Source organism: Enterococcus sp. BWB1-3 (assembly GCF_016745275.1).
Lineage (GTDB): Bacteria > Bacillota > Bacilli > Lactobacillales > Enterococcaceae > Enterococcus_L.
This window is the reverse complement of the sequence record NZ_JADOEP010000001.1, coordinates 266,230-292,746: the sequence shown is the minus strand read 5'-3', so window position 1 is coordinate 292,746 and position 26,517 is coordinate 266,230. Positions and strand designations below refer to the sequence as shown.

The 26,517-nt window shown below is 40.4% G+C and carries 25 protein-coding genes, 1 tRNA gene, 1 pseudogene and 1 other annotated feature; of the genes and pseudogenes, 3 read left to right on the top strand and 24 right to left on the bottom strand.

Annotated elements, in window-relative coordinates; translation table 11 throughout:
* Nucleotides 1–133: pseudogene (locus IW492_RS01470) on the top strand (IS30 family transposase); the annotation flags it as partial.
* A gap of 209 nt (nt 134–342) precedes the next feature.
* On the opposite strand, the gene IW492_RS01465 reads toward IW492_RS01470, so the two are convergent.
* A tRNA-Arg gene (locus IW492_RS01465) sits at nt 343–419 on the bottom strand.
* Nucleotides 420–823: 404 nt separating this feature from the next.
* Here IW492_RS01465 and IW492_RS18250 point away from each other — a divergent pair.
* Nucleotides 824–952 (top strand): hypothetical protein, encoded by a 129-nt coding sequence (locus tag IW492_RS18250; RefSeq protein ID WP_267491509.1) that lies wholly within the window; start codon nt 824–826, stop codon nt 950–952.
* A gap of 84 nt (nt 953–1,036) precedes the next feature.
* Here IW492_RS18250 and IW492_RS01460 read toward each other — a convergent pair whose 3' ends face one another.
* The 12 genes from IW492_RS01460 to IW492_RS01405 all read right to left on the bottom strand — a co-directional run bounded on the left by IW492_RS01460 (nt 1,037) and on the right by IW492_RS01405 (nt 12,348).
* Nucleotides 1,037–2,227, bottom strand: a complete 1,191-nt coding sequence (locus IW492_RS01460) for a GNAT family N-acetyltransferase (protein WP_202064413.1) — start codon at nt 2,225–2,227, stop codon at nt 1,037–1,039.
* Between the two features lie 93 nt (nt 2,228–2,320).
* Nucleotides 2,321–2,731 carry a DUF3284 domain-containing protein gene (locus tag IW492_RS01455; RefSeq protein WP_202064412.1) on the bottom strand — a complete coding sequence of 137 codons (411 nt, stop codon included), beginning with the start codon at nt 2,729–2,731 and terminating at the stop codon, nt 2,321–2,323.
* Nucleotides 2,731–2,934 carry a DUF3188 domain-containing protein gene (locus tag IW492_RS01450; protein ID WP_229442531.1) on the bottom strand — a complete coding sequence of 68 codons (204 nt, stop codon included), beginning with the start codon at nt 2,932–2,934 and terminating at the stop codon, nt 2,731–2,733. The genes IW492_RS01455 and IW492_RS01450 overlap by 1 nt, the downstream gene beginning before the upstream one ends.
* Before the next feature lie 22 nt (nt 2,935–2,956).
* Nucleotides 2,957–3,175 (bottom strand): hypothetical protein, encoded by a 219-nt coding sequence (locus IW492_RS01445; RefSeq protein WP_202064411.1) that lies wholly within the window; start codon nt 3,173–3,175, stop codon nt 2,957–2,959.
* 201 nt (nt 3,176–3,376) lie between these two features.
* Nucleotides 3,377–4,804, bottom strand: a complete 1,428-nt coding sequence (locus IW492_RS01440; RefSeq protein WP_442896284.1) for a PTS sugar transporter subunit IIC — start codon at nt 4,802–4,804, stop codon at nt 3,377–3,379.
* Between the two features lie 144 nt (nt 4,805–4,948).
* The gene (locus IW492_RS01435) at nt 4,949–5,269 is read right to left on the bottom strand and encodes a PTS lactose/cellobiose transporter subunit IIA (RefSeq protein WP_202064409.1); all 321 of its coding nucleotides are present in this window, start codon (nt 5,267–5,269) and stop codon (nt 4,949–4,951) included.
* A 35-nt stretch (nt 5,270–5,304) separates the two neighbouring features.
* On the bottom strand, nt 5,305–5,622 hold the full coding sequence (locus tag IW492_RS01430; RefSeq protein ID WP_202064408.1) for a PTS sugar transporter subunit IIB: 318 nt from the start codon (nt 5,620–5,622) through the stop codon (nt 5,305–5,307).
* 162 nt (nt 5,623–5,784) lie between these two features.
* Entirely contained in the window at nt 5,785–8,478 is a 2,694-nt protein-coding gene (locus tag IW492_RS01425) for a sigma 54-interacting transcriptional regulator (protein ID WP_202064407.1), read from the bottom strand.
* 48 nt (nt 8,479–8,526) lie between these two features.
* Nucleotides 8,527–9,681, bottom strand: a complete 1,155-nt coding sequence (locus IW492_RS01420) for a DEAD/DEAH box helicase (protein WP_202064405.1) — start codon at nt 9,679–9,681, stop codon at nt 8,527–8,529.
* 227 nt (nt 9,682–9,908) lie between these two features.
* Nucleotides 9,909–10,910, bottom strand: coding sequence for a Gfo/Idh/MocA family protein (locus tag IW492_RS01415; protein WP_202064404.1), 1,002 nt, complete (start codon nt 10,908–10,910; stop codon nt 9,909–9,911).
* A 17-nt stretch (nt 10,911–10,927) separates the two neighbouring features.
* Nucleotides 10,928–11,656, bottom strand: a complete 729-nt coding sequence (gene sfsA, locus IW492_RS01410; RefSeq protein ID WP_442896283.1) for a DNA/RNA nuclease SfsA — start codon at nt 11,654–11,656, stop codon at nt 10,928–10,930.
* Nucleotides 11,657–11,973: 317 nt separating this feature from the next.
* Nucleotides 11,974–12,348 carry a helix-turn-helix domain-containing protein gene (locus tag IW492_RS01405; protein ID WP_202064400.1) on the bottom strand — a complete coding sequence of 125 codons (375 nt, stop codon included), beginning with the start codon at nt 12,346–12,348 and terminating at the stop codon, nt 11,974–11,976.
* 643 nt (nt 12,349–12,991) lie between these two features.
* Between IW492_RS01405 and IW492_RS01400 the strand changes: the two genes are divergently transcribed.
* Nucleotides 12,992–13,393 carry a DUF4828 domain-containing protein gene (locus IW492_RS01400; protein WP_202064399.1) on the top strand — a complete coding sequence of 134 codons (402 nt, stop codon included), beginning with the start codon at nt 12,992–12,994 and terminating at the stop codon, nt 13,391–13,393.
* 117 nt (nt 13,394–13,510) lie between these two features.
* On the opposite strand, the gene hisE is transcribed toward IW492_RS01400, so the two are convergent.
* The 11 genes from hisE to gltB form a co-directional block, all read right to left on the bottom strand.
* Nucleotides 13,511–13,825 carry a phosphoribosyl-ATP diphosphatase gene (gene hisE / locus IW492_RS01395; protein WP_202064398.1) on the bottom strand — a complete coding sequence of 105 codons (315 nt, stop codon included), beginning with the start codon at nt 13,823–13,825 and terminating at the stop codon, nt 13,511–13,513.
* Nucleotides 13,822–14,142 (bottom strand): phosphoribosyl-AMP cyclohydrolase, encoded by a 321-nt coding sequence (gene hisI, locus IW492_RS01390; protein WP_202064397.1) that lies wholly within the window; start codon nt 14,140–14,142, stop codon nt 13,822–13,824. Before hisI ends, hisE begins: the two co-directional genes overlap by 4 nt.
* Nucleotides 14,139–14,897 (bottom strand): imidazole glycerol phosphate synthase subunit HisF, encoded by a 759-nt coding sequence (gene hisF, locus IW492_RS01385; RefSeq protein WP_202064395.1) that lies wholly within the window; start codon nt 14,895–14,897, stop codon nt 14,139–14,141. Before hisF ends, hisI begins: the two co-directional genes overlap by 4 nt.
* A complete protein-coding gene (gene hisA, locus IW492_RS01380; protein ID WP_202064394.1) occupies nt 14,891–15,613 on the bottom strand; it encodes a 1-(5-phosphoribosyl)-5-[(5-phosphoribosylamino)methylideneamino]imidazole-4-carboxamide isomerase in 723 nt (240 codons plus the stop codon). Before hisA ends, hisF begins: the two co-directional genes overlap by 7 nt.
* The gene (hisH, locus tag IW492_RS01375) at nt 15,591–16,217 is read right to left on the bottom strand and encodes an imidazole glycerol phosphate synthase subunit HisH (RefSeq protein ID WP_202064393.1); all 627 of its coding nucleotides are present in this window, start codon (nt 16,215–16,217) and stop codon (nt 15,591–15,593) included. The genes hisA and hisH overlap by 23 nt, the downstream gene beginning before the upstream one ends.
* Nucleotides 16,218–16,802: an imidazoleglycerol-phosphate dehydratase HisB gene (gene hisB, locus IW492_RS01370; RefSeq protein ID WP_202064392.1), complete on the bottom strand. Its 585-nt coding sequence runs from the start codon at nt 16,800–16,802 to the stop codon at nt 16,218–16,220. It abuts the gene before it with no gap.
* Nucleotides 16,799–18,091, bottom strand: coding sequence for a histidinol dehydrogenase (gene hisD, locus IW492_RS01365; protein ID WP_202064390.1), 1,293 nt, complete (start codon nt 18,089–18,091; stop codon nt 16,799–16,801). Before hisD ends, hisB begins: the two co-directional genes overlap by 4 nt.
* A 1-nt stretch (nt 18,092) precedes the next feature.
* Nucleotides 18,093–18,728 (bottom strand): ATP phosphoribosyltransferase, encoded by a 636-nt coding sequence (gene hisG, locus IW492_RS01360; protein ID WP_202064388.1) that lies wholly within the window; start codon nt 18,726–18,728, stop codon nt 18,093–18,095.
* A complete protein-coding gene (hisZ, locus tag IW492_RS01355; RefSeq protein WP_229442549.1) occupies nt 18,721–19,920 on the bottom strand; it encodes an ATP phosphoribosyltransferase regulatory subunit in 1,200 nt (399 codons plus the stop codon). Before hisZ ends, hisG begins: the two co-directional genes overlap by 8 nt.
* Nucleotides 19,921–20,106: 186 nt before the next feature.
* Nucleotides 20,107–20,342 (bottom strand) — a binding site (T-box leader).
* A gap of 132 nt (nt 20,343–20,474) precedes the next feature.
* The gene (locus IW492_RS01350) at nt 20,475–21,914 is read right to left on the bottom strand and encodes a glutamate synthase subunit beta (protein ID WP_202064387.1); all 1,440 of its coding nucleotides are present in this window, start codon (nt 21,912–21,914) and stop codon (nt 20,475–20,477) included.
* 1 nt (nt 21,915) lies between these two features.
* A complete protein-coding gene (gltB, locus tag IW492_RS01345; RefSeq protein ID WP_202064386.1) occupies nt 21,916–26,424 on the bottom strand; it encodes a glutamate synthase large subunit in 4,509 nt (1,502 codons plus the stop codon).
* Nucleotides 26,425–26,517 lie beyond the last annotated feature (93 nt).

Genomic DNA, 26,517 nt, shown 5'->3' with positions numbered 1-26,517 from the left:
AGTTGATGAGGCATTTGTCCAATCGGTTGCCTCAAAAAGGAATCATATTCCAAGGAAATCACTGAACTATCGAACCCCCATGGAAGTATTTTTGAGTTATATGGATGATGAGATGGTGTCTAGGTTAATTTGACAAATGAAACTAACAAAAAGTGTTAGCAAATAAAGGAAAAAAACGAAGAAATTCAAGACTAAAAAAAAGAGTGTTAGCAAGGCTGTTAGCAAAAAAGGCTACTAACAAAGCACCGACATCTATTGTAATTAAAAGAAAATATACCCATAGAGAGCAACATATAAAAAGCCGAAAACCCTTATCAATAAAGGCTTTCGACGTAATTTCTATGGCGTCCCCGATACGATTTGAACGTACGACACCCGCCTTAGGAGGGCGGTGCTCTATCCAGCTGAGCTACGAGGACATATTAAATTTTTGTTGGCAAATCTGCTCTTTTTACCCTCCTAGGGATTGGAACTACTACCACTTAGGAGGGTCTTGTAATATCCATTTTACTAAGGGGACTATTTAAATAAGCTTGCTTATTGAACGAAAACAGTTAAATAAACATACTTCTCTATTTTAAATTTCTTCCCTGTTCCTGTCAATGACTATCTGCCAAGCAACTGGATAGTCTAAAAAAATATATCTTTAATCAGTGATTCTCAGGCAAATCATTAATAGTCTGCAAAAAAGACAGCGCTTTCGTTTTATTTCAGCAGTTTTAGTATTTTCTCATTTTTTCTGCTATTCTCAGGCAAATAGATCGAAAAGAAGCGGATGAGATGCTATGATTAAGTAAATAAATGAATAAGGAGTGCTAACAGTATGACAGAAAAATCAAAAGAAGAAGTATTTGCGGAGCGACAGGATCATTACAAACAGGAAAAAGAAGAGATCATCAAAAAAGCACTGAAGGAGCATAAGGCAACTGAAAAAGATGAAAAGAAAAAATAAGCCTTCTGTCTTTCATAAATTAAAAAACTGAGCATTTTCTGTAAGAGTACATGGTATGCAGAGAATGCCCAGTTATTTTTATGCTTAGAAATAATCTTCCAAAACCGGTTTGCCATCAGGAATCAGCTGATCTAAAAGCACGACCATTTCTCTGCTGCCGGATAGTATTTCATGAAAATTCAGCTCCGCCCCTGTACGATATCCCATCAATAGTTGCGTCCATCCCTGAATTCCAGAGCTCAAAACTCTTTTTCCTTCAACAAACACTTTATCTTCAATTTGATTTAAAACAGCTGTTCCATCTTTGACTTTCAGCTGCCAGAAACCTGCATTCCATGGGGCAAACTCATCAACAATTTCCAAATAAAATTGATATTCTGTCGAATACTTTTGGAACGGATAAGAAGCAATAAATATTTTAAAATCAACGATTCTCCCCATCATATACGGCACCAGCTTCATTTCAACCACAGGCGCAGGCATCAGATAGCTTAGATTTTCACCTATAAAGCCTTTTTCATAGTAGAACTGTCGGGTAGTACCACTGTGTGAACCGATAAATCCAGCCAGTGCTGAATAGGCATCTTTATTTAATGCCTTCCATTCGTTAATCGTAAATTCCTCTGAAGTAACCTTATAAACTAAATAGCCTAGCGGTTGACCCTCTTTGCTTTTTGCAATGGCAAACCGAAACTCATTTCCCTGTGCAAATTTGTATTCCAGCCACCAGTCTTCTCTAACCAGAGCTCCGGGATGTTTGACAAGTTCCTCCGCATAAATCTCAGCAATGACAGATTTAGCATGGGACCAATCTTCTCGATACACTGAACTCTCAGCAGCTGTTGTTTTCGGCCAGTCAGTACTCGCAATTCGATAGATGATCTGTTCAAAAAGCTGTTCATACCCATAACGCCGATAAAATGGATAGGAGAATGGAGACAGATAAGACAATGCTGTTTTTTCTTTAGCTAAATCTGACAGCAGCCTTCTCATCAAAGCAGTTATACTCCCTTGCCGCCGATACTCTGGATAAGAAGACACACAGCCGACACCACCCATTTTATATTTACTCCCATGAAAATCAACAGCAAATGGCGTTGACAACAGCTGACTTGTTAACTGTTCCCCTTCAATATATCCGTAGGCTTCCGAGTGTTCTACAATCCAATCAAATCTCTTTTTTCTTTCATCCGATACTTCAGAATTAAACGCGTAAGCAGCAAGATCAAACATAGCTTTTGTATCTTTCAGTTCCAGTTTTCTGATATGCTCCATGCTTCCCCATCCTTTCCTGCTTTAAAATGAAAAAAGGAAGGAACATTATCGCCTCATCTTATGATGCTAGTCCCAACCTCTTCTATTTTACAATTATGAATTTTCCATTTGTTCCAACATTTTTTTAAATTGACGCTTTTTGAAAAAACCAAGTAGCATACTTAGTACTATATCATTCATTTTTTGAAGAGTTCCATATGACTCCATGCTTTCAGCATAACGGATTTCGCAGGAATTGTCATCGATCATTGTAATATCGTAACTCACTTTAAATTCATTTTTAGTCGTAGATGTAGAAAAATGATAAGCAGAATTTTTTTCAATTTTATCGATTTTTATTTTTGCCCGCTGGCTTTTTGAAAATGTTTTAACATATTCAAAATTATTCAATTGCTTTTCTGTGACATCTTTTCCCGTTTGTACCCTGATATCATAAATAACAGATTCAATGATTTTCTTGTAAAAGACAGGTGCAGGAATATTTAGTTTTTTTACAACTTCCACTATTTCTTCACCTCACCATTTTTTGAATCATCCTTTTGCTTTTCCTTTTTCTTCCCTCTAAAGTAGAAGAATAGTCCAGCAGCAATTAAGGAAATTGCTGTAGTCATACTGGAAAAATCATATTTCCCGGTACTCATGTTCGCTGAATACACAAAAACCAATAAACCAATACTACATAAAAATATTCCGTTTTTCATCATCATGATTTTTCATCCTATCTACTCGTTAAACTGCAGCTGACTGGAAATACAGAACATTTCCCCAAGACTCACCTTTGATTAACTGTTTTGCTTTGGCAGCGGCTTCTTCGCTGTCTCCGGTTACTTCAAAGATTAACTTAATTCCCTGTTTTTCTTTAAAGGTATATGTAAAATCCCCCTCACTGTAGCCTTCTAATAATTCTTTAATTGCGTCCTGCTGCATTGCGCTTGAAATTGCAATCATGTCCATCTTCCTTTCTTTCTCTTTCTATTTATTAGATTACCTTGTTAAAAAAATTTCAGTAATCCTTAAAACATCTTTTTTTACAAAGTTTTATTTGAAGCCCTCTGAAAAATTCGTTTAACTTTTGAACGCCTAAATTCATACTAGTAAAAATAGTTGCTTCACCTCGTAGAAGCGGAAGCAACTATTTTAGTAACTCAATTATTTGTTATCAGGTTCTCCCAATGAAGGGTCCATCTTGTTCGCTGCAATAACGAACGGTACCCAGATGAAGAAGCTGACCACAATACATACAAGTGTTACGATCGGTGCTCTCCAGTCAGCTCCTGTTGCAAGGAATGACAATAGCACTGGAGGAACAACCCACGGCACTTGTTGTGATACCGGATTAACCAATCCGCCAATAGTTGCAAAGTATCCAATTGCAGTAGTTACTACTGGTGCAATGATAAACGGAATAAACATAATTGGATTTAATACGATTGGCAAACCAAACATTACTGGTTCATTGATGTTGAAGAAACCAGGTCCAATTGACAATTTCGCAACTGTTAAGTAATCTGCACGTTTTGAAAAAATGAAGATTGCAAACAACAGCACGATTGTACCACCTGAACCACCAAACATAGTGTACGCATCAAATGATCCGCGAACCCAGTAGTACGCTTTTCCATCTTTGATCGCTTCCAATACGGCAGCACTACCTTTAACACCGTTGTAGCCTTGTTCAAAAATATTAATATTTTTCAACTGAGCAACACCGAAGATCCCTTCCAGAACCGGTGCCATAACGTTGGTTCCGTGAATACCAAAGAACCAGAATATTTGGATAGCAACCTGAATCAATGCAATTGCTCCAAAGCCTTGAGTCAGACCCAAGAACGGTTCTGCAATGTATTTCTGAATCAAATCAATCAGTAACTGTCCGTCAGTTATTTGTGCCACTGCAAAATTAATAATTGCTACTACATATAATGCCACTGCTGCAGGAATAATCGCTGCAAACGCTTTTGATACTGCCGGCGGTACTTGATCAGGCATTTTGATCGTAATGTTCGCCAACATTAGTTTTGCATAGATAATGGTTGCCAAGGCACCAATAATCATGATGGTGAAATATGCGTTACCATCTAAATGACCTAATTTAAGCCAGCCCCAAAGATTTACGTTTAAAGTGCTGCCATCAATCGTTGCGCCAATCTCTGCATTGTTGATTGCTTCAGCAACTGCATCCGGAACTTTAATACCTAAATCAGCAGATGATGATGGTCCAAATGAAATACCTTGAATAAATGCTGCAAGAGCTACAATACCACCTGCCAGGTCGTTTACGTTGTAAGCACGTGCTAAGTTAAATCCCCAAGAAAAAGCAAAAATCAAACCAGCAATTGCCAATGTACCGTTCCATACATACCCATTAACTGAAATGATTTCCCTGATAACCGGAATTGTCGAACCATCATAATTAGGCCAAAATGCCGGCGGTAAATCACGAATGATTGCGTTGATCATTACGGCAATCGCACCAGCCATTGTTGCTGGCATTGTGCCGATAAATGCGTCACGTAAAGCCACTAAATGCTTTTGCGCACCGATTTTTCCGGCAATTGGAAGAATGTGCTTCTCCATCCAAGCTGTTAAAGCGTTCATTTTTATATCCCCCTATAAATAGTATTTATCTAAAGAGCCATGCTCTCTAAATTAAAAGAATTAAAACTCCGTTCAAAAAGTTTTAGTTACTCTCTCAATCTTCCGTTCAAAAAAGAATGATTATTAGTTTGCGTCGATACGACGGTATACATCAATGATTTCTTTTGCTAAATCTGTAAAAGCAATTGAAGTCATTAAGTGGTCCTGACTGTGAACAGTTAATAACGTTACAGTAATGTTATTTCCCTGAGCTTCCTGAGTCAACAACCCTGTTTGAGAATGATGTGCCTCAACTAATGATGCCTCTGCATCAGCAATTTTCTGATCCGCCAATTCGAAGTTTCCTTCTTTCGCTGATGCAATGGCCTCCATTGCATCACTCTTGGCATTACCACCATACATAATCAAACCCATGATAGCTTCTAAATTTGGTTGTTCTTCCATTTTCATTCCTCCTTAAATAGTACTGATTGTTTAAATTAATCCATTAAAGCAATTGCCTGATCTAAAACTTTTTCACCATTCATCATTCCATAGTCAGCCATGTTGATAACATCTAACGGAATACCTTTTGGTGCAAGTTTTTGTTCAAATTGAGCTTTCATGAAACGTACTTGCGGGCCTAATAATAATACATTTACATCTTTTGACTCTAAATTGTTGTCAGCGTCTGATGCAGATACAGCAAAGATATCAGCTTCCATTCCACGTGCTTCTGCAGCTTTTTGCATTTTAGTTACTAACAGACTGGTGCTCATTCCAGCAGAACAAACTAGCATAATTGTTTTTTTAGCCATTGTTTTCATCTCCCTAAATTATTTGATTACACAATTATATAAGCAATAAACGTGCCAAAAAACAGTATAGACCAAATCCCATCATATCAGGGTTTTGATCTATACCACTTAGTCTTGCACACTTTATTATTCTCTTACACACAAAAATTTAGTGTGTAAATTCTATTTTCTGATTTTATTATCTAAAAACATTTTGGTTAAATGTGCAATATCAGCCTCAGGAACCTTGATTCTATAGGCTTTTTCGATTATCATCATATTCGTTCTGGCCACATCAGTTTCCAGTCGATACTTCTTCATAAATTCGGAAAGACCTTCAAAGCCTCTGCCTTCTTCTCCTTTAATAATAGAATCAACCAGAAAAGCCAAATGGAACACAATGCCGGCATCCACTCCCGGCTCAACAATAATATGCATATCACTCTGAATTTGATGAACTGTTTTTTGGAGCATGGCAATTAGTTTCTGTAATGAATCCACCGTAGTAATTGTATCACTTAATGAACGGACAATCTTTTCTGTCGGCACTTCATCTCCTGCAATTCGCTTCAGTACATTAAGCTTCTCATCATCGAAGATGTCGTACGCTGAAAAGAAAGGAATATTTTGATACTCAACATCTACAGTTCCAGCAATTGCTTTAATTTCATATTCTTCCATCAAACTGTCTATATGCTTTTTAAAGGCTTCTCTTTCCAAAAACTGCATTTGGATAATTTCAACCTTTTCTTCATCAATGACAGGCAAAATTCGCTGATACAATCTTGCTGCTACTCCTTCTCCGGTAAAGCAGGTAACAACGACTGCCTTTTTTACCTGATTAGGATTTTTCAAGCTGCTTCGGAATTGTTCGCGAATAATCCCCTCAAGAGACATCTGGATGTTCTGATAGATATCTTCCAAGCTTCTTCCGACACTGGACATACGAATCGCTTCCAGCACGATCATCGTACTCGTCATCGAAATAGCTTTTGTTCGAATCCCAGTTTCTTCATAAATCATATTTCCAAATGAATTCAGCGATCCCATATCTGTTAGCAACAGCATCCCGTTACTTAATGAATCCTGATGATCCACAACATATTTTCTCAAATATTCATACATCGTCTGAACTTCCATTGTCAATGGCATATTCATCGCCACTCCTGTGGAGGTCCCCAAAAGCTCCTGTGCTGTTTTCAACATACTGGAGGCTGTGGAATCACCATGCATTAAAACAACTACACCGACATTATTTACTTCAACTTTTTCTTTGTCTCCCACATCAATAGAAAGAAACATGCTGATAAAGCCGATTTCATCAAAAGGAATCTCTATATCATTCTCTTCTTCAATAATTGCAGACAGATCAATGGCCACCTGAAATTCTTTCTTCATTTGTTTTCGAATATTGTTCAGGTTGGGGTGAACAATCACATGACCTTCACGAACACGCTCAATCGTACTTTGGAGATGGAGTGCAAAAGCAAAGCGGGCATTTTCATTATATTGGCGTGATAAACGTTTTTCCGCCAGGTCGTACAAGCGGTTTGTCAGCTTCCAGATGCTTTCCGGAAGCAGCTCCTTGTGAATGGAATTTTGAGTCAGCTCCTTCACATAGGTTTGGAAATATGCATCCATATCTGTAGAAATTAATTCTTCCAGATCAATATTTTCAAGCTCATTTCCAGCCAAAGAAGCAACTTTTTTTTCAATTTCATTATAAACCTGCATATCTCTTGCCGGGTCCCTGGACCAGACCACTTCATTTGTCCCTGGTTCAAAGCTTAGATAATTGTTTTTTCCATCCACAAAACGATCCAGCCGATCGGAAACTTCCTTAATTTTCAATAAGCCCTTTTGAACCTGCAGCGGCAGATCCTTCTTCCTAATCATTAAAAAGACCTCATTGTGCGTTCGGTAATGAAGAAAAGACTTGGCACAAACAAGCTTCAAATCCCGCTTAATCTGACCGATATTTCCTTCAGCATCATAAAGCATAAATGCTAAAATCGCTTCTCTTTCAATGTTGATTCGCTGATTCAGCCGATTAGCTTCCTGTTTGATAAACAAAGAGATAATATCATAACGCTCATCCAACGATCTGGCATCTAAATTGGGTAGTGTAATTGCCATCGGAATTCTTCTATTAAATGTCGTCAGAAAACTTTCGGAGGATTCTGTTGTAGCACCGATAATCTGTACAGAAGCATTATAGGTCTTGCCGCTTTCGCCCAGCGGACGATAAATGCCCTTGTCAATAAACGTAAAGAGCATTTCCTGTCCTTCTGGAGTCAAACGATGAATTTCATCCAGAAAAAGGATACCTCCGTCTGCTTCTGAAATCAGTCCCGGGCTATCGTTTTCAGCTCCGGTATAGGCTCCTTTTTTCACACCAAAAATATGGCCAAAAAGCAGCTGAGGATTTTGAGCATAGTCTGCACAGTTAAATGAAACAAACGGTGCATTCTCCGGCAATGTATTGGAGCTCACAGCAAAGTGGTACATACATTCCGCAAATAGCGACTTCCCTGTACCTGTTTCACCAAAAATAATGGTATGGAGTCCCCGCGGCGGATAGAGAATAGCCGCTTTCGCCTGCTGAATACTTATTTTCAGTGAATCATTGGCACCAACCAGATTTTCAAATGAAACTTCACTTGAACTGTCAACATGAATCATATCTTCTTCAAAAACAGACGTATAAACAACCGGACGTCCTTCTTTTTTTCGAATTTTATGTTCCTTCGACAGCTCACTTAAATATCGGCTTGCATTGCTTCGGTCAATAGATAGTTTCTCCCCGATATCAGCAGCTGTCATACCAACCTTTGTATTCTCTAACAAAGCTAAAATTTCTTCTTTTCTGGATTTCATGCTTAGCCTCCCTTTACGCCTGATGAATGCAAACACGACAAATAGTTGTTACTTTTCCTTTTTTAAATGCCCAGCCTCTATTTCTTTTCTGGTTTCATGAAATTCCGCACCATAAAGAAAAATTTCTTTTGCTGAAACAGCTGCTGCTTTCATCAAACGCTGAAAGTCTCTTTTTGTCCGATCATTAATAAAAGTAATAACCGCTCCTTCTGCACCCATTCGTCCTGTCCTGCCGGCTCGATGAGCATAGCTGACGGCATCTAACGGAACATCTGCATTAATAATATATGCGACTTCCGTAAAATCAAGTCCTCTTGCACCGACATCTGTTGTCAGCAACATTTTTACTCTTTTATTAGAGAACTGACTGACTGCCAGTTTTCTCAGCTGCTTATTCTGATCAGAAGCCAGCCCCAGAATCGGTAACCCATCATAAATCATTTTCTCTTCAACTGCACCTAAATCTGACAGCTGATTAAAAAAGACCATTCCATAGAATTCAGGGACATGAAGCATCTTTTGCAGAAAGTCTTTTCTCTTTCTAAACGGTACTTCTATGTAATAATGGTGAATTGTGCCCGCTGACTGATCCTCTTCAGATACATCAATTGTCTGAACTTCTTCCGCAAGCTCAGACACTTCTGATTCAATTCGATCTGCAGTTGCAGAGTAAAAAGCCAGCTGGAAGTCAACAGGAGCACTCTGCAGAATTTGTCGGGTCAGATCCAGATCCGTTTTCTGCAGAAGCTGATCAGCTTCGTCCATCACAATTGTTTTAAGCTGATGACTTTTAATTTTCTTCGCCCGGATCAGTTCAATTATTCTACCAGGAGTACCAATCAGTACTTCCGGCTTCTTTTTGAGCTTTTCTATCTGCCGTTTAACATTTGCTCCACCGATCAACGTCTGTGTTTTCAACTGAAGCAGATTACCCCACTCTTGTGCGACCTGCCCAATCTGCACGGCTAATTCCTGAGAAGGTGCTAATATCAGCAGCTGGCTTCCTGAATGGGCAGTTGTTCTCAACAGCAGCGGCAATAAATAAGCCAGTGTTTTACCTGTACCGGTAGGCGAAATTCCTCTTACATTTTTTCCTTCAGATAAAGGCTGAAAACTTTTTTTCTGAATAGCTGAAGGTTCGTTAAAACCAGAAGTCTGCCATTTCTCCTGCCAAACTTCTGGTAGTTGATTTACAAAATTCATATAGTTCCTTTCATGGATAAAGATTTAATCAAAAGTTTCCCTTTTTTTCTATCACCAAAACTGTCTGTCCGTTGATTTATCCCGACATGCCTAGAATTCAGCATCTGCTGATTTTGCCGACGCAATCCAATGAGCAAACAAAAAACAATTGATTGAATGATCTCATTTTTCTCAATTGCTATTTATTCTTATTTCTTTATTTCAGAGGAAATAAGCCTGTCTCTATTTTACTTTTTATCCGCCTCAAATACAATACCTGCATCTTTTCTCAAATAAGTCAACACTCGATTGACATTACGAGCCAGCTCCACCCATTCCTCATATTGAAGGCCCCAGTTCCTATCATTTGGGTTTTCAATAACATTAGCAAAGTCAGCAGCTTCTTCCACCATTGGATTTTCTTCCGCTGTCAAAGAAATGCGCTCTATCTGTTGATGGCTTCGATCGTGAAACTCAGCTTTCGAAATAGAATTAATCCCATCTAAAAGCAGTGTACCACTGTCAAAATAAATTTCAGAAGACAAAAATGAATCACCGATTTTTCCTGCCTGAATCGTCACATCAAAGTGATCATAGCGTAAAATTGCCGTTCCCAAGCCATCCACCCCAGTCGAAATCTTTCGTGCAAAATAATGACTTTCAACCGGAACACCAAACCATGCAACCGCAGCATACACCAGATAAATACCTAAATCCATTAGTGCTCCACCTGAAAAATATGGAGAAAACACATTCGGTTCCTGTCCATCTAAAACCTGATCATAACGGGAAGAGTATTTCATATAGGTAAAATTCGCTCCGATGATCTCATTCTTCAACGGCAGCAGCGAACCAATTTTTTTGAAACTTTTTTCATGGATATTCCGAGCTGCTTCAAAAAAATACACCCTTTTCTCATTGGCAAGTGAAATAATTTCATCCATCTCATCCGGTGTTGAAAATGCCGGCTTTTCAACAATAACATTTTTTCCAGCCAGTATTGCCTGCTTTGCCTGTTCAAAATGCAGAGAATTAGGCGAAGCAATATAAACTGTAGTTATATGTTCAATTCCAAAAAATACTTTTAGATCGGTTGCATATTCAACATCACCATATTTTTCGCCAAATGCCTGAGCGCTCTCCAGCTTTCTGGAGTATACTGCTGCTAAATCATATTTCCCAGTCTTTAATGCCGCCTCTACAAACTGATCGCTAATCCAGTTTGTTCCAATAATACCCAGATGAATCATTTTATCCTCACCTTTCTTTATTCTGGTTGTTTAAACTTTTGATTTAAATCAAAAGGAACTGCTTTTAATACACGTATTGTTTCAGGAGTAACCTGACAATTATAAGTCAGAACCTGCAGTCCGGACTCTTGTCCCAGTAAAACTGCCTGCGCCAGTTCCAGCTGCATCTCATCATTAATAGTTGCTACATCAATTTGTTCAAACTGAGCAATAAACAGCACGTAACACTGATAGCCTGCATGAATCGCCGCAGTCAATTCTTTCACATGCTTTAAACCTCTCAGTGTCGGAGCATCTGGAAAGGCACCAATCCGCTCATTTTCGAGGGTCATTCCTTTCACTTCCACAAAAGCCTGCTGCCCTTTATTTGTTTCAATAAACAGATCAAATTGAGAGTTCCCATATTTCTTCTCACGTTTAATTGAAGCAATCTCGCCATTTAGTCCAGGCAACTCGATTGTTCCGTCTAACAAACCTTCAGCAGCCAGTGCATTAGGTATCTGACTGTCAATATTGAACCATTGTCTGCCTTTTTTTACTGCGATTAAATCATAATCTGTTTTCCTTTTCGGCGAAGGTCGATAACTTAATGCAACTTCTGCATTCGACAGAAAAACTTCTCTCCCTCTCCCTGTATTTTTTACATGAACAGTTACTTTTTCTCCTGTTTCTTCTACTATACATTCAGCAATAAACCGATTTGGTCTACAAACAAATCTTGCCCGATATACATCCGGATATACGATCATTTAAACACCTCTCATCAAAACAATACCACATTTTCCAAAGTTTAGACAAATAAGTTGGAGTGATAAGAAGTATGAAGAAAATGAATCACCGCACAATATTTAATAAGAGAAAAATACCCTCAGTAAAATGCTGTTTTTACATCTTCTATAAGCAGCCTGATTATTATTGAACGACCTCTTTCAGAACATATAAAAAACTGCTCAGTTCGAACTTCGCTCGTTCTCTTCCTTTCCGCTATCTGAAGAATAATAGCAGACCATTGAATAGTAACCTAAAATCAGCAATACACCAACAGCTACGAAAGCAGACTCTTTTAGAGATCGCATATACAGAACAAAAAAATCAGAACTATAGGAATTAACCCCAATTTTACTGACACCCAGTTCCTCTTGGGATGAAGAAATGAAACGACCCATCGTATTGGTAAAAACAAAACACCAAATAAAAAAGTTAAGAAGATATCCTTTATTGTTATATTCATTTCATAATTTTCCTTTCCCTCCTCTGTTTTCAAATAATCTGTCTGCAGCAGCTCATTTAATAATTTTAGGGAAACCAGATCCGGCCTGCTCTTCCCCAGTTCCCATTTTGAGATTGTCTGCCGGGTGACAAAAACTTTGTCGGCTACTTCTTGTTGAGTAAATCCCATTGCTATTCTTTGAGATTTGAGTTTTTCATTCAATTCCAATTCTCATTCCCTCCTCAAAAATAATCTTACTACGTATTCCTATTAAAAATAACGCAACACCTGCAATTGCGTGCGCAACAACACTCATTGATAATAAGCCTTATTATACCAATCAACTTCTACTGAGGTTGTGACAAAGCTTCTCCATACGATGAGTAACCGCAGGAGCACTTGCACATCCTTAACTGCGACGAGTAACCGCAGGAGCACTTGCACATCCTTAACTGCGACGAGTAACCGCAGGAGCAAAGCACTTCATGCGACGAGTAATCACAGGAGCAGAAGTGTTCTGCCTCAAGAATCAGGTAGGTATCATGCATCATCTACTCTGACAAGTCAATCGTAGTGATTTATGTCAATAAGTCGGAATATACGAAAATTGTCAAAGAACACTAGTCATAAAATGACTAGCTGTGAATGGATACCTCCCTGGAGCTACTCATATTTTCAGTATCGTTTGACTTATTTCCGAAGAGACAGCTTCTGGAACACCGTTTATTCAGTTTTAGGGATCTCAGACATACTTATGTCACAGTCCCATTACTAATTTTTAAGCTTCGTTAAATTTTGTTAATAATCATGTTTCCAGCTCTTCAAATTTTCTGATTCGTGCTATGATTAAAAGAAAACTGGAGGTTGAGTGATGAAAAAGCGTTGGTCGTTTTTAATTGGTGCTTCTGTTCTGACAGGGATTGCAAGTTCTCTGCTGTTTAAGAAAAATAAGAGTAGCCAGGAATCCAATCTGACTGCTTCTGATTTAATAAAAATTTTCCAAGGTCAATGGTGGTTTGTAGATAAAATGAAGGCTACCCAGCATCAGTTGTCTATAGACGATCAGCTGCAGATCCAAATTGACGGAAAAAAGCTGACATTCAGTTTAATCGAATGGAACATAAAACGTCTGGTTGTCCAAGATTCTTTCGGGTTTCATCTGATTATTGAAACAAAAAATGATATCCCTTACACATTATATGATGAAGCAGATGACAAGACCTATCTTTTAGAGAAAGTCTTGCCTATAAACGAAATCATCCGCTCTGATTGAGATTCTCTGAAAAGCTGAATATGAAAAAGACAGAAGGTGCTGCATGAGTCAATGCCAACCATTAGATTTTTAGTCTAACTTTGTAGGACACTCTTACATCATTTTCCGTCTTTTTTATTATAAATTTTCTATTTCTCCGCGATCTTTCGTCACACTCAGTTTTCCCTGCCGCTCTTCCAGTTCCGCTTTTATCTCATCCAATGACACGCCTTTTTCAGCCAGAAGCACCAACATATGATAAACTAAATCTGCTGTTTCATAAATGAGTTCTTCCTGATCATTGTTTTTTGCAGCAATAATTACTTCAGTTGATTCTTCACCAACTTTTTTTAAGATCTTATCAAGCCCTTTATCAAACAGGTAGTTTGTGTAGGAGCCTTCTTTGGGCTGTTCTTTTCGCTCTAAAATTTCATTATACAAGATCTCAATCATGCTTGTTCCTCCTCAACTATCACATTGAAAAAACAACTGTGAGCGCCTGTGTGACAGGCTGGTCCCGTTTGGTCTACTCGAATCAGCAAGGTATCCTGATCACAATCCGTCGCAATTTTTTTCACCTTTTGAATGTGCCCGCTGGTCTCTCCCTTATTCCACAACGATTGACGGGAACGGGAATAAAACCATGTTGTTCTGGTTTCAAGTGTCTTATTGAAGCTTTCCTCATTCATATAAGCCAGCATTAAAACATCATCTGTCTGATCCTCAATAATTATTGCAGGAATCAGTCCTTTAGAAAAATCGGGTTTCATAAGCGAACACTCACTCCTTCCTCTGCTAAGTATTCCTTCAGCTCGGGAATCTTCACCTCACCGTAATGGAAAATACTGGCTGCCAATGCGGCTGTAACATTTGTCTTCTCAAAAACTTCTAAAATATCTTCTCTGTTTCCACAACCGCCGGAGGCAATTACCGGAACTGTTACTGCTTCACAGATTGCCTGATTCAATTCCAGATCATACCCTGCTTTTGTCCCATCTGCATCCATACTGGTCAGAAGAATTTCTCCGGCACCCAAAGCAACAGCCTTTTGGGCCCACTCAACAGCATCCAAACCTGTATCTTCTCTTCCCCCCTTAACAAATACGTGCCAGTTTCCAGCAGCGGTTTTCTTTGCATCAATCGCAACAACGATACATTGCGCACCGAATTTTTCTGCTCCGGCCTGAATAAGCTCCGGCTTCTGAATCGCAGCCGAGTTCAGGGAAATTTTATCTGCTCCGGCCTGAAGCATTTTTTTCATATCCTCAACTGAACGTATTCCTCCACCTACAGTCAGCGGAATAAATACTTCAGCAGCGGTCCTCTCTACAACCGCTATCATTGTTTCCCGTTGGTCACTGGTCGCCGTGATGTCAAGAAAAACAATTTCATCCGCCCCCTGCTCGTTGTATGCTCGAGCAATTTCTACTGGATCACCGATACTTTTTAAGTTTATAAAGTTTACACCTTTGACTACTTGTCCATCTGTGACATCCAGACAGGGAATGATTCGTTTGGTCAGCATAAAGCTTCTACCTCCTGCATTTCTTCAAGCGTTACTTTCCCTTCATAAAAGGCCTTGCCAACTATCGCTCCATATACACCGATTTCCGACAATTTGACTAAATCCTCTTTACTGCTCACACCGCCGGAAGCAACAATATTTACCGTTGGAACAGCTTCCTGCAGCTGCTGGTACTGTTCAAAACTCGGTCCGGTTAATGTCCCGTCTTTTGAAATATCTGTATAAATAATTGTCTGAACACCGATTTCAGCCATTTCTTTTGCCATGGTCAAATAGTCTGTTTCACTGACTTCCAACCAGCCGCTGACAGCAACTTTCCCATTCTTTGCATCAATCCCCACAGCAATTTTTTCCTGATATTTTTTTACCGCTTCTTTTACAAGCTTAGGATTTTTTAGAGCAGCTGATCCTATAATGACTCTGTCTACACCGGAATCAATATATTCTTTTATCTGCTCCATTGAACGAATTCCGCCGCCTACTTCGATAGTTAGTCCCGTTTCGCTTTTAATCTGCCTGATCAGCGGTGCATTTGTTGTTTCCCCAGCCAATGCTCCATCCAAATCAACAATATGAAGATTTTGAAGTCCTGACTGATTAAATTCACGAGCTTGAGCAAGAGGATCTTCATTCACAACTGTTTTCCTGGCAAAATCACCTTTGACCAAGCGAACTGCTTCTCCTTCGCGTATATCAATTGCCGGTAATACGTACATGATCAACGACCTCCTTAAAGCCCTTCAATATATTCAACCCAGGTTCACCGCTTTTCTCCGGATGAAACTGTGTCCCAAAAATATTTCCCTTTGAAATCATTGCCGGAACTTTGATGGAATACTGTGCCAGTGCATCAATATTATCCGGGTCGCAGTCTGCATAATAGGAATGGACAAAATAAACAAATTTACCGGCTGCACCCGCAGTCAGCGGCGTCTCCTTTGTAACAATCAAATCATTCCAACCCATATGAGGAACAGGAAAGTTCTTTTCCTGAGGAATTTCTTCACAGATCCCTTCGATCAGTCCCAGCCCTCTGGTAAAGCCGTTTTCAGTACTTCCTTCAAGGAGCAGCTGCATTCCAAGACAGACACCCAAAATCGGAATACCTTTTTTCGCAGCATGTTTGATTGGCTGGATCAAGTTTCTTTTCTCCAGCTCAGCCATTGCCAAAGAAAATGCGCCCACTCCTGGTAAAATCAGACCATCTGCTGCTTCGATCTCCTTCACATCTGAGGATAACTTATTTTCGAGTCCCACATAATTTAGTGCTTTCTGCACATTTAGTGTATTTCCTGTGTCATAATCAATAATTACAATCATCTACAATGTTCCCTTCGTTGAATTGATGCCGTTAATTTCAGGATTCAAAGTGATCGCCTCTCTTAGTGCTCTTCCGGCAGCTTTAAACAAAGATTCTATTTTATGATGATTATTTTTACCATGTAAAATCTTTAAATGAAGATTCATTTGTGTATTAAATGCCAGTGCCTGAAAAAACTCTTCCGTTAATTCCGTGTCAAAAGTACCCAGTTTCGGATTATCAAACACTGCATCAAATACAAGATACGATCTTCCGCTCAAATCAAGTGAAGCCATCCCCAATGTTTCATCCATAGGAACAAAGCTGGTGCCATAACGGTTGATTCCTGCCTTATTTCCCAGTGCTTCTTTTATACATTGACCTAATACAATACCAACATCTTCGACAGTATGATGGCTGTCTACGTCGAGATCTCCGTTAGCCTTTACTTCCAGAGACATTCGGCTGTGACGGGCAAACAAGGTCAGCATATGATCGAAAAAACCGACACCTGTATCAATACTGACCGGCTCCTGTGCATCAAGGTTTAGTGCCAGTTCAATCGTTGTTTCTGCTGTGCTTCTGGTTAAAGCTGCTGTTCTCATTGTTCTTCCTCCTTAAATCGACATTCTACTGCCCGTGCATGAGCTTCCAGTCCCTCTTCTCTGGCCAGAAGTGCGATGTCTTCCTGAACCTCTGCCAACGCATCTCTTGTATAGTAACTAACCTGACTGTATTTTACAAAATCATAAACACCCAGAGGAGAATAAAACTTAGCTGTCCCGCTGGTTGGCAGCACATGATTAGTTCCGGATAAGTAATCGCCGACCGGTTCTGATGTATAAGCTCCCAAGAAAATGGACCCGGCATTTTGAATCTGATGAAGCCAACTTATTGGGTCCTCCATCTGTACTTCCAAATGTTCTGGAGCAATTTCATTCATCACTTCAAACATTTCCTTTTTAGAATCAGTTACAATCAGCCAGCCATTATTTTCTACTGAGAACTCTGCTATTTCTTTTCTAGGCAGGTCAGCCAGCTGAGTCTTTATTTCCTTTTCTACCTCTTTGGCGAGCACTCTGGAATCAGTAACTAAAAATGTTCGCGCCAATTTATCATGCTCTGCCTGTGACAGCAAGTCTGCTGCAATAAACGCTGGATTGGCCTGTTTATCAGCCAAAATTCCAATTTCAGATGGTCCGGCAATCATGTCGATACCAACTGCTCCAAAGACTTGCTTTTTGGCTGTTGCAACGTAGATATTTCCTGGACCCACAATCTTATCGACTTTAGGAATACTTTTCGTTCCATATGCCAGTGCGGCAACAGCCTGTGCACCTCCAACCTGAAAAATCCGATCAACCCCTGCGATTTTTGCAGCTGCCAAGATAATGGGCGGAATACCAGATTTTGAAGGCGGGGTAACCATAATAATTTCTTTGACTCCTGCAATTTTTGCCGGCAAAACATTCATTAGAACGGAAGATGGATACGCTGCTGTACCTCCTGGAACATAGACTCCTGCACGTGCCAAAGGTCGAACCAGCTGTCCTCTAAAAACGCCATCCTTTTCAGTATCCATAAAATCGTATTGCTTCTGCTTTTGATGATAGCTGATAATATTTTCTTTTGCCCGCTCCAATGCCTGTCGGATTTTACTGTCCACTTTCTGATAAGCCTGATCAACCTCTGCTGCCGAAATTTCCAGCTCAGTAATTTCTGCCTGATCAAAGCGTTTGGAGTAATCCAGCAATGCCTGATCTCCCAGCTGAATCACGGTATCAATAATTTCTTTAGTTGATTCTTCAACCTTTTGATCTTCTGATTTTCTTACATATTTTTCCTTATCCAGTTCAGATAAAATCTCTGTTGCTGTTCCTGAAAGCCACTTCATCCTATCCCTCTTTTCCGATTACTGTCTCCAACTGTTGAAACAATTCAAATATTGCCTGTCGCTTCCTCTTTAATGTTGCTTTATTAACAATTATCCGTGCAGAAATATCACAGATATCTTCATAAATTTCAAGTCCGTTTTCTTTCAATGTTGTCCCTGTTTCAACAATATCAACAATTGCATCCGCCAGACCCAAGACTGGTGCTATTTCTACTGAGCCTTCAATTTTAATGATTTCAACATCTTCGCCTTTTTCTCTGAAATAGTCCGAGGCTATAGTTGGATATTTCGTTGCAATCCTTTTTCTCTTATGATCATGAGGCTGATAAGTGCCTACAGAAGCAACTGAAAATTTACATTTACCGATCTCCAGATCCAGCATTTCATAGTATCCGTGAGGATGTTCAAACAGAACATCTTTTCCAACAACACCAAGGTCTGCCACACCATGTCTAACATAAGTCGCCACATCTGCCGCTTTCACCAATAAAAAAGTCAGCGACTGATCTACATTATGAAAAACCAGTTTCCGCTGTTTGTCATTCATAAATGAAACATCTATACCCGCCTTCTCAAAAAGCTCCAGAGTCTGCCGTTCCAATCTTCCCTTCGTCAGGGCAATTGTCAAATTACTCATTTACCTGTTCACCTACTTTTATTCGGGTTGTCTTTTGTCCTTCTATCAAAACCAGCTCTTCATACTGCCATTTTTTCCCGTATTCCAGCGCTTCTTCCCATGTGTCAAACAGAGAAAGCTCATAGCTTTCATGCTTTTTCACCAGCTCTTCTGCTGCTGAATAATCTGTAATCCCCGCATGAACCAGTACTTTTGGTCGTTCAAGGTCTGCCAGCAATTCCAACCGGTACTGCAAAGCTACCAGTGTATCCAAATTGATGCCAAAGCCTACAGCGGGAATTCCTGTATGTCCAAACTGTTCCACCAGATGATCATATCGGCCGCCCCGCAAAAATACGTCCGGGATTAAATCAGCATAGCCATTGAATAAAATACCGGTATAATAATCCATCAGCGCAACAGAACCTAAATCAACAGTTAACGAAATACTCTTTATATTTGATTGAAGCATCCGAGCCATTGCTTTAAATTCATCAATAACAGTTGCCAGCTTTGTATTTTCAGGTAACAGCTGCTGAGCAGATGCCATCACTTCTTCTACCTCTCCAAAAAGCTTGGGCATCTCTTCAATAAAATGATCCAGCTCACTCGGATGATTTTGGATAAAAACCTTTAATGCACTCAAATTTTTATTGCTTAACAGCTCTTTCAACGTTCTGATTTCTTCAGCATTCAATTTCAGATAGGCAGCAATTTCTTTAAATATTCCTGCATGACCAAGTTCAAAATGAAAATTTGGAATATTCAATGTATTTAATATCTCTACAGCACAGCTGACACATTCCAATTCAGCCTTTGCTGAAGTAAAGCCAATCAGCTCAATTCCTGCCTGTGTCAATTCATTCTGTTCCCCCGCCATCTCGTTGTTAAAGCGAAAAACCTTTCCGCTGTATGCCAGCTTTAATGGCAGTTGGATACCTGTCGTTGCCGCTACTCTTCCTATAGGCATAGTCATATCCGGCCGCAGAACAAGTAATCGTCCCTGCTTGTCAAAGAATCGATACAGCAGACCTTCCCCATCATCTGCTTGAAAAACATCTTCAAATTCAATCAATGGTGTATCCACACGTTGATACCCGCGTTTTTTCACAACCTGATTCACCTGCTGCTCCAACTGATATGCACCGTTTGCTTCACGAAATAATTTATCCTTTGTTCCCGACGGCAAGCTGCGATTCCATTTCATATCCATCAAACCCCTTCTCTAACTGCTCATCTTCAATATATATTCATTAATTTACTATGTAATCTCTGTCTTTTTTGTTTATTGCCCTCTTTTTAACTCCCGCATTCGGTCTCATCCATAAATAAGAGTATCCATCCAAATGGTAATCGTCCATTTTCACAGAATACCAAAAAGTCCTCTTGGCAAATAAGCCAAGAGGACGAGAAAGTTTTTTCACGTGGTCCCACCTCAGATTTGTTTTCACCTCACAGCAAAAACCTCTGCTAGTCTACGACTAAAAGCGATAACGGGCAATTCCCGATTTTTCCTACGATTATTCAGAAAAACAATTTACAGGTGTGTTCAACATCCCGCAGTTATTTCCTTGCACCAACCGGAAATTCTCTGAAACTGCTGCAGCTGTCTACTATTCTGATCATTATTTTTTCATTGTATTCTCATTTATTTCTAAAAACTTTACCACGTATTTTCTTGTTAGTCAAGAGCTTACAAAAAAATCAGCTGTAAGTAACACGGAAGTTCTCTACGAATAATCAGGTTATTCATAAAATGAACAGAATCTACTGAGCAACAAGTGCCCTCAATGTTTTATCCACATGCTCAGCTGCCAGCCGACCTTCTCTGATCGCCCAGATCACCAGACTTGGGCCGCGTTTCGCATCACCGGCAACATAGACACGTTCATTATTTGTTGTATAGTTATCATACACTTCTGCAACATCCAGCTGCTCCAGCAAACTTTTTTCAGGTCCGATAAACCCCATTGCCAACAAAACCAAATCAGCTCTCATTGTTTTTTCTGTTCCTTCAATCGGCTGAAAATTCTGATCAACCTGAACTGTTTCCACTCCAATCAGCTGACCCCGTTCTGCACCGATAAAAGAGGTGGTTGACGTTTGATAACTTGTCAGCTCCTCCTTTTGAACAGCCAGTGCTTCTTCCTGTCCATATCCTAATTTATCAGTAAGCGGATATTCCGGCCATGGATTATTCTCCGTTCTGCTTCCAGGCATTTTAGGCGTAATTTCCAGCTGTTTCACAGAAGCGCACCCCTGTCGAATTGCCGATCCAATACAGTCGCTGCCGGTGTCTCCTCCGCCTATCACAACTACATGCTTGCCCTCCAGCTTTTTATTTGCAGCAGCTGTTCCATCCTTCAGTACTTCCTTTGTTGTTTCAGTCAAATAGTCCACCGCAAATTGAACTCCTTGTAATTCCCTGCCCTTAACTTTCAAATCTCTTGGCACACTCGCACCCGTTGCCACAATAATTCGATCAAATTCTTGAGACAGCTCTGCTGCTGTAATATCTACCCCTATTTCAGTATTTCCAACAAAATTGATGCCGATTTCCTCCATAACATCAATTCGACGTTGGACCACTGTTTTATCCAGCTTCATATTGGGAATACCATACATTAGCAATCCGCCGAAACGATCTGAGCGTTCATAAACAGTCACTTCATGTCCCAGCTGATTCAATCGCCAGGCAGCAGATAAACCAGCCGGTCCGCTGCCGATAACAGCAACTTTGAACCCCGTTTTTTCTTTGGGTATACCTGTAGGCTTCACCCAGTCATTTTCAAATGCTGTATCAATAATGAAACGTTCATTATCATGAATGGCGACTCCTGATCCATTTAACGCTTCCGTACAGGACTTTTCGCAGGGAGCAGGACAAACCCTTCCAGTCATTTCCGGTAATGGGTTTGTTCTGCTTAAACGTTCCCAGGCTTTTTTGTATTCACCACGATAAACCAGATCATTCCACTCTGGGATAAGATTGTCATTCGGACATCCTGAAACAGCTCTTTTTCCTCCATAAAAAATACCTGTATGACAAAATGGTATACCGCAGTTCATACATCTTGCAGCCTGTTCCTGACGCTCATCCTCCTTTAAAGGAATCTGCAGTTCATTCCAGTCCGCTATTCGTTCATGAACTGGTCGATAAGGATTTTCCTTTCGAGAATAGTTTAAAAATCCAAATGGATCTGCCATACTAGCCACGCTCCTTTATGATTGTTTTCACTGGTACAGTTTGAGCTCCGATTACCGCTTCAAATGCAGTCTCCAGCAATTCAGTTCCGGAAAGTCCCTCACCTTGAAGCTGCTCAGTTACCTTAATCATCTCATGATATTCTTTTGGATAAACTTTAATGAAATGATGCTGTGTATTTTTCCAATCAGCTAAAATCTCTGCTGCTTTTTCTGATGCTGTATACCGATAATGGTTTTTCAAAAGTTCCTTCAGCTCACTGTCAGAACCTGATTCGCCTAATTGAAATAATTCAACCATCTCCATGTTGCATTTTCCTGAAAACTGTTGTTCAGGATCATAAACATACGCGACTCCTCCAGACATCCCTGCACCAAAATTCCGACCAGTAGTTCCCAGTATCACAGCCACACCGCCCGTCATGTATTCACAGCCATGATCGCCGATCCCTTCAACAACTACATTGGCTCCGCTGTTTCTGACACAGAAGCGTTCGCCGCCCTTTCCTCTAAAGTAAGCTTCGCCGCGATTTGCACCGAAACAGGCAACATTTCCAACAATTGGCGACTCCTCTGCTTTATATCCTGCATCTTCAGGAGGAACAATAATCAGACGCCCCCCGCTCAATCCTTTTCCTACATAATCATTTGCTTCACCAGTTAATTTTAATTCCATTCCCTGAGTGATAAAAGCGCCGAAGCTCTGACCGGCAATTCCTTTGTAATGATAATTAAGAAGCCCCGGCTCCAATGCATAATTGCCAAAACGTTCTGCAATCCATCCGCCCATTCTGGCTCCAACTGTTCGATTTACATTATTAATCGTTTCTTCAGCATATATTTTTTGATTATTCCTAATCGCTGTTTCAGCAAAAGCATCCAGTTCTTTCCACTGGCGTTTTTCTCTGAAAGGATCTTCGCATTTTCTTTCAATTCCCATTGAATGTCCCAGCATTCTGGAAAAATCCAGAGATTTTGCTTTTCCTTTAGCCACAAATTTAGGTTTCAAAATTTCAGCATGACCAATCATTTCATCAATCGTCCTAAATCCAAGATTTGCCATCAACTCTCTTAGATCTTCTGCAATAAACATCATCGCATTGATTACATGTTCCGGTTTACCTGCAAAAAACTTCCTCAGTTCCGGATTTTGAGTTGCGACGCCAACAGGACAGGTATTCAAACTGCAGACTCGCATCATTACACAGCCGACAGCAACTAAAGCAAGTGAAGCAAAGCTGTATTCTTCAGCTCCAAGCAATGCGGCAATTGCAACATCCCTGCCAGTCATCAGTTTGCCATCCGTCTCCAATGTCATTCGCTGGCGAAGATTATTTAATGAAAGCGTCTGATGAGCCTCTGCCAAGCCCATCTCCCAAGGCAGTCCCGCATCTCTCACTGAATTCCGCGGAGAAGCCCCTGTACCGCCATCATAGCCGGAAATAACAACCACATCTGCTCCAGCCTTCACGACACCAGTTGCAATTGTTCCAACACCCGTGCTGGAAACCAGCTTTACATTGATTTTGGCATAAGGATTAACCATCTTTAGATCATAAATCAGCTGGGCCAAATCCTCAATTGAATAAATATCATGATGAGGCGGCGGAGATATCAGACGAACACCAGGAGTTGAACCGCGGATTTCTGCGATCCACGGAAAAACTTTATTCCCCGGCAGCTGTCCGCCCTCTCCTGGTTTTGCGCCTTGTGCAATCTTAATCTGCAGCTCTTCTGCACTCATCAGATATTCTGCATTGACACCGAATCGCCCGGATGCAACCTGTTTGATTTTGCTGTTCAAGTTAACCCCGTTTTTCTTCTTTTTAAAACGGCTGCGGTTTTCGCCGCCTTCACCGCTGTTTGACTTGGCATTGATTTGATTCATCGCTTCAGCTATACATTCGTGTGCTTCCTGACTTAATGATCCATAACTCATTGCACCGACTTTAAATCGTTTGACAATCGTTTCTGCAGGTTCGACCTCAGAAAGCTTGACAGACGGCCGATCGCTGTGGAATTCCCACATAGCCCGCAAGGTAGTTGGTGTCTCAGTTTCCTCCTGATTCAGCTGCAGTGCATATTTTTTATATTGGTCATAATCACCAGTTCGTACTGCCTGCTGAAAATTATAGATTGTCAGAGGATTGAACAAGTGATGTTCGCCGTCTGCCTTATATTGAAAACTCCCGCCGGAAGGCAGAAAATCATTTTCCTTTTCCCCGTATGCAGCTGTATAGCGACACAAATATTCATTTTCCACCTGTTCCAAAGTCAATCCGCCGATTCGGCTGGCTGTTCCCGTGAAAAACTGGTTGACAACTTTTTCTGAGAGTCCGACTGCTTCAAATAATTGTGCACCGTGATAGCCGGCAATAGTGGAAATACCCATTCTCGACATAATTTTGACAATCCCTTTTTCGGCAGCCGTACGATACGTTTCACTTTTTTCAGACAAATGATAGTCTTTTAACGTTTCGTATGCACCGTATGGATGAACAGCACTTGCGCCATATCCAATCAAAGTTGCATAGTGGTGAACCTCACAAACTTCTGCTGAATCAGCAATGATCGAAGCCAGTCCCCGTTTGCCCTGCCGCACCAGATAATTATGCAGACCTGATACAGCGAGCAGAATCGGGATGGCCATCTGCCCTTCTTTCCTATCGCTGTCAGAGAGAATGATAATCGTTGCTCCTTCATCAATTTTTTCTTCCACCTGCTTAAACATTGTTTCCAATGCTCTGAACAGACGATCAGGAACTTCCGGTTTCAATGAATACTGAATGGTCTGGACCCTGCTCTTTTGTCCATGACTATCCAGCCGACGGATTTTTTCAAAATCCTCTGTTGATAAAACAGGACTGTTGATTTTTAGTTTATTACAGTTTTCTGCCTGATCTGTCAGCAGATTCCTGTCCCGTCCCAAAAACATCTCGGTTCCAATCACTAGTTTTTCCCGAATGGCATCAATTGGCGGATTGGTCACCTGGGCAAACTGCTGCTTAAAATAAGTAAATAGAGACTGCGGCTTATCACTTAGTACTGCCAGCGGAGAATCATAGCCCATTGAAATAACCGGCTCTTCCCCTTTTTCAGCCATTGGCAGAAGGTTCATTCGAATAATTTCATCTGTATAGCCGTTAAGCTTCCATAAATGATTCAATTCCTCTTGGCTTAATACCGATTGGGCTTCTTCCTGAACTTGAGGCAGCTGTTCAATTGTCAGCTGCTGCTCGTTCAGCCATTTTCTGTAGGGATGCTGACTTGCATAATATTCCTTTAGCTCCTCATTGCGGTAAAATTTTCCTTTTACAGTATCCACCAAAATCATGTTGGCAGGTCCCAAAACGCCTTTTTCAATCACTCTTGAAGGTTCTAGCTCTACAACCCCTGACTCTGATGCAGCAATAATATAATTATCTTTTGTAATGGAATACCTGGAAGGCCGCAGACCATTACGATCCAAAGCAGCTCCGACGATTTCCCCATCAGTAAAACATAGCGCTGCCGGTCCGTCCCACGGAGCCATAAAGCTTGAATTGTACTCATAAAATGCAGCAATATCATCTTTTAAATCGGCTTCCTCAGACCACGCTTCTGGAACCATCATCATCAGTGCCTGTGGAATATCCCGACCATTTCGATAAAGAAGCTCCATACAGTTCTCCAGCTTGGCTGAGTCTGAATTCTCTTCATTGTATACTTCAATATGATGGCTGTGCATCCAATTTTCGGCCCCTCTCAGGGTATTGATCTCGCCATTATGTGCTAAAAACCTGAAGGGCTGTGCCCGATCCCAGCTGGGAAATGTATTGGTTGAAAAACGTGAGTGAATCAGTGCGATACTGCTTTCCAGTGTTTTGTCCTGTAAGTCAGGATAAAACAAACGCACTTGATATGCATGAAGCATTCCTTTATAGACAATTGTTTTTGAGGATAAACTGCAAATTGACAGTTCGGTGGGTGAATAATTCTTTTCGATCTTTCGACGAAGCTGGAACAGCTGGTCTTCAAATTCTCTGCCGCTTTCCACGTCAACCGGTTTTTCAACAAAAAGCTGAACAAAACCCGGCATTACTTTTTGAGCACCTGGTCCGCAGTACTCAAAGGAAAAAGGAACTTCTCTTTCCCAAATAACACGATATCCGGCATTTTTCACTTCGGTCACTACCGAATGAAGCAACGCTTTCTTTTCTGTTTCTTCCTGAGGTAAAAAAAGCATAGCCACACCATAGTCATTTTTATCCGGCAGCATTATTTGTTCAGCGGCTGCCTTCTTCTGAAAAAAAGTATCCGGCATAGCCATCAGAATACCTGCCCCATCTCCAGTATCAGGTTCTGCACCAGTACCTCCGCGATGGTTCATTCTTTCCAGCATGGTCAGGGCATGATTAATCAGCTGATGAGAAGCAATGCCGTCAATTTGAGCAATAAAGCCCATTCCACAGGCATCTTTTTCAAAAGAAGAATCATACATCATTGGTTTTGCAGCTTTGGTTTCTTTTCCCATTCATAATCAGTCCCTTTAAATAGTTTGAAAATTCTCAATTTTTTTTAACAGTTTACATGTTTATGAAAAAGAATACAAGAAAAATTTGAAAAC